Raw genomic sequence first — 2966 nt, 5'->3', positions numbered from 1 at the left:
ATGTGAACCGGTTTGACATTTACTTTTTATTGGTGGGGGAGGTTTTAAAATCTGAAAAAGAATAAGGGAGTAAAAAAACAATAAAAATCCGTAAAAAGGCGCACTTGAACAGACCTACCATATAGGTCAAAAAAAGAGAAACAATAACAGTCGATTTTAGACAGAGTCAGCTATTTTAACAACCGAATAACCTAAACGCTGTAAAAGTTTAACGGCATGTTGTTCAGAGGAAGCCACAAAACCGGGTTTACACTGTGATTTTTCATAGAGAGCCGGATTAAACAATTCATTCGCAGAAAGCATATGGTAAATTGCGGTGAGCATCATGCGGGCAATGGCAATAATGGCTCTTTTGTGGCCGCGACGGTGCTTAATCGCTTCATAGCGGGTGCGATAGTAGGGAAAATCCTTATCCTTGATCGCCGCATTGGCACATTGAACGAGTAAAGGCTTGATGTAAACGCCAGCCCGGCTAATGCGAACCGATTTTTTCTTACCGGCGCTCTGATCGTTGGAAGGAGCAAGTCCGGCCCAAGAACAAAGATGTTTGTCCGAGTGAAAAACAGACATATCAGCACCGATTTCAGAGAAAATGGCAAGAGCAGAAAAGGGGCGAATACCTGGAAGGGACTGGATAATCCTGATGGCATCGGAGTAAGGGGCGGCCAAGCGCATGGCAGTTGCTTCTATTTGAGCGATGTAGCGTTTAATCGCATCCATATGGCTTAAGCAGAGGGATATTTTACCAGACTGAACTTCGCTAATGGTACCGTCAATAGCTAAGGCAATATCGGCTTGCTTCTTAAGCATCGAGCCGTGTAAAAGCGGCCGAAAATCAAAGTCCTGATCATCAGGATGTTTCAACAGATGGGAAAGAATAGCCGAAGCACTTTTGCCAAAGGTATCGGAGACCACATTGGAAAGCATGATATTGGAAACAGTCAGGGAGTTTTGCACCCGGTTTTTTTCGCTGGACGCAAAGGAAACCAGCTTGGAACGGTAGCGCAGCAGGTCACGAATTTCACGAATATCTGCAGGAGGAATGAAACTGCCGGGAACCAGCCCATGTTTGTGAAGGTCTGCAATCCAGATGGAATCCTTTTTGTCAGTCTTCTTGCCGCGGATCGCCTTGACATATTTAGGGTGCGCCAGGGTGATCCGGCAGGAAGGTTCCAGAATGTTGTAGACAGGGATCCAGTACTTGCCGGTGGACTCGATGCAGACTTGGACACACTGATTATGGGAGAGCCACAGCACTAAGGCTCTCAGATCCTTGGTAAAGGTGGAAAAGCGTTTGGTTTTGTAGGTTGTGATGTTTTCGCGATCGGTGGCCGCGATGGTAGCAACGACGAAGGTTTTGTGCACGTCGATGCCGCAACAGATAGGGTACACAATTTTGAGCATAAACACTCCCTCTCTCAGATAGTATAGTGGTCGCACAAGCATTGACTGCTCGCCCTCTACAAACAAAGGAGTTGTTTATACAAAGATAAATCTACGTGGTCTATGCCACACTTATTTGTGCTTGACTAGGCAGAGCGACACATATAAAAATGCGGTCTCCCCAAAAACAAGGCTAGGGGGACGCACTCACCTCCACGTGCTCTGTAGTTACTTGCACGACCAATTAAATAATAGCGCACAGGCAACCATTTTCATATCGTTTTGTGCCTGAGCGCAGCGAAAGGAATGGTTATAAAAATGAGTAACAGGATTAAGAACGTGAAAGCCATTGAAATCCTTGATTCTCGAGGAAACCCTACGATCAGGGTATTTATGAGTTTGGAAAACGGGGTAAGAGTAGCCGCATCAGTTCCTTCCGGTGCTTCAACGGGTAAAAATGAAGCAGTTGAGCTGAGAGATAATGACAGAAATCGGTATGGGGGAAAAGGAGTCCAAAAGGCGGTCTCAAATGTGAACGAGATGATCGCTCCGGAAATCGTTGGGTTTGACCCGGCAAAACAAACTGAGATTGACAGGCTGCTCATTGAAATGGACGGGACTCCCAATAAAGCAAAACTTGGCGCCAACGCAATTCTGGGTGTTTCCATGTGTGCAGCCCGGGCTGCTGCTGAAAATACTGGGCTTCCCTTATATGCTTATTTAGGCGGACCGGGTGCTGTCCAAATTCCTGTACCGATGATGAATATTTTAAACGGCGGAAAGCATGCAGATAACAGTGTTGATTTTCAAGAATTTATGGTAATGCCCATTGGGGCGCCGTCATTTGCGGAAGCCTTAAGATATGGGAGTGAAACCTTTCACGCACTTAAGAAAATACTAGGTGATAAAGGATACAACACTTCAGTCGGGGATGAAGGCGGTTTTGCCCCCAATCTGAAAAGCAATGATGAAGCCTGTGCATTCATCACAAAAGCGATAGAAAAGGCAGGGTATCAACCTGGAAAGGACATTGCAATTGCCCTTGATCCGGCGGCAAGCTCATTTTTTGAAAACGGATGGTATCATTTAGCAAAATCAGGTCAAGGACAAAAGACAAGCAGCGAAATGAACGACCTTTATGCGGCATGGGTTGGTAAATATCCTATTATTTCTATTGAGGATGGATTAGCAGAAAACGATTGGGAGGGATTCCAAAAGCATACAGCGTTGTTAGGAAATAAAGTGCAGATTGTTGGTGATGATCTATATGTGACAAATACACATTTCATTAATCGGGGAATCAGGGATAAAAGCACCAATGCAGCCTTAATTAAACTAAACCAGATTGGAACTGTAACGGAAACTATTGAGGCAATAAATCTCTGCCGTAGAGCCGGGTGGGGATTTGTGATTTCGCACCGAAGCGGTGAAACAGAAGATTCTTTTATTGCCGACTTTTCGGTAGCCATGGGCGGAGTACAAATTAAGTCCGGTTCTGCTTGCCGCAGCGAAAGGATGGCCAAATACAACCGTTTGCTGGAAATTGAATGGGAATTAGGGAAATGTGCTTGTTTCTCTAACCC

Annotated in this window: 2 protein-coding genes; one reads left to right on the top strand and one right to left on the bottom strand. The window is 45.2% G+C overall.

Annotation, left to right across the window (positions count from 1 at the left end; translation table 11 throughout):
• Positions 1-156: 156 nt before the first annotated feature.
• Positions 157-1404 carry an IS110 family transposase gene (locus VN379_RS15495; RefSeq protein WP_325535433.1) on the bottom strand — a complete coding sequence of 416 codons (1248 nt, stop codon included), beginning with the start codon at positions 1402-1404 and terminating at the stop codon, positions 157-159.
• A gap of 285 nt (positions 1405-1689) precedes the next feature.
• Here VN379_RS15495 and eno point away from each other — a divergent pair.
• A partial coding sequence (gene eno / locus VN379_RS15490; RefSeq protein ID WP_414715003.1) for a phosphopyruvate hydratase occupies positions 1690-2966 on the top strand: 1277 nt, incomplete at its 3' end.

The sequence above is a fragment of the Sporomusa sp. genome (assembly GCF_035561255.1).
Lineage (GTDB): Bacteria > Bacillota > Negativicutes > Sporomusales > Sporomusaceae > Sporomusa.
The sequence above is the reverse complement of the archived record's forward strand: the minus strand, read 5'-3'. Positions and strand labels throughout refer to the sequence as shown.

What these genes read in the sequence shown, in the direction of transcription:
- VN379_RS15495 (WP_325535433.1), bottom strand. Translation starts at nt 1,404, where the DNA reads ATGCTCAAAATTGTGTACCCTATCTGTTGCGGCATCGACGTGCACAAA.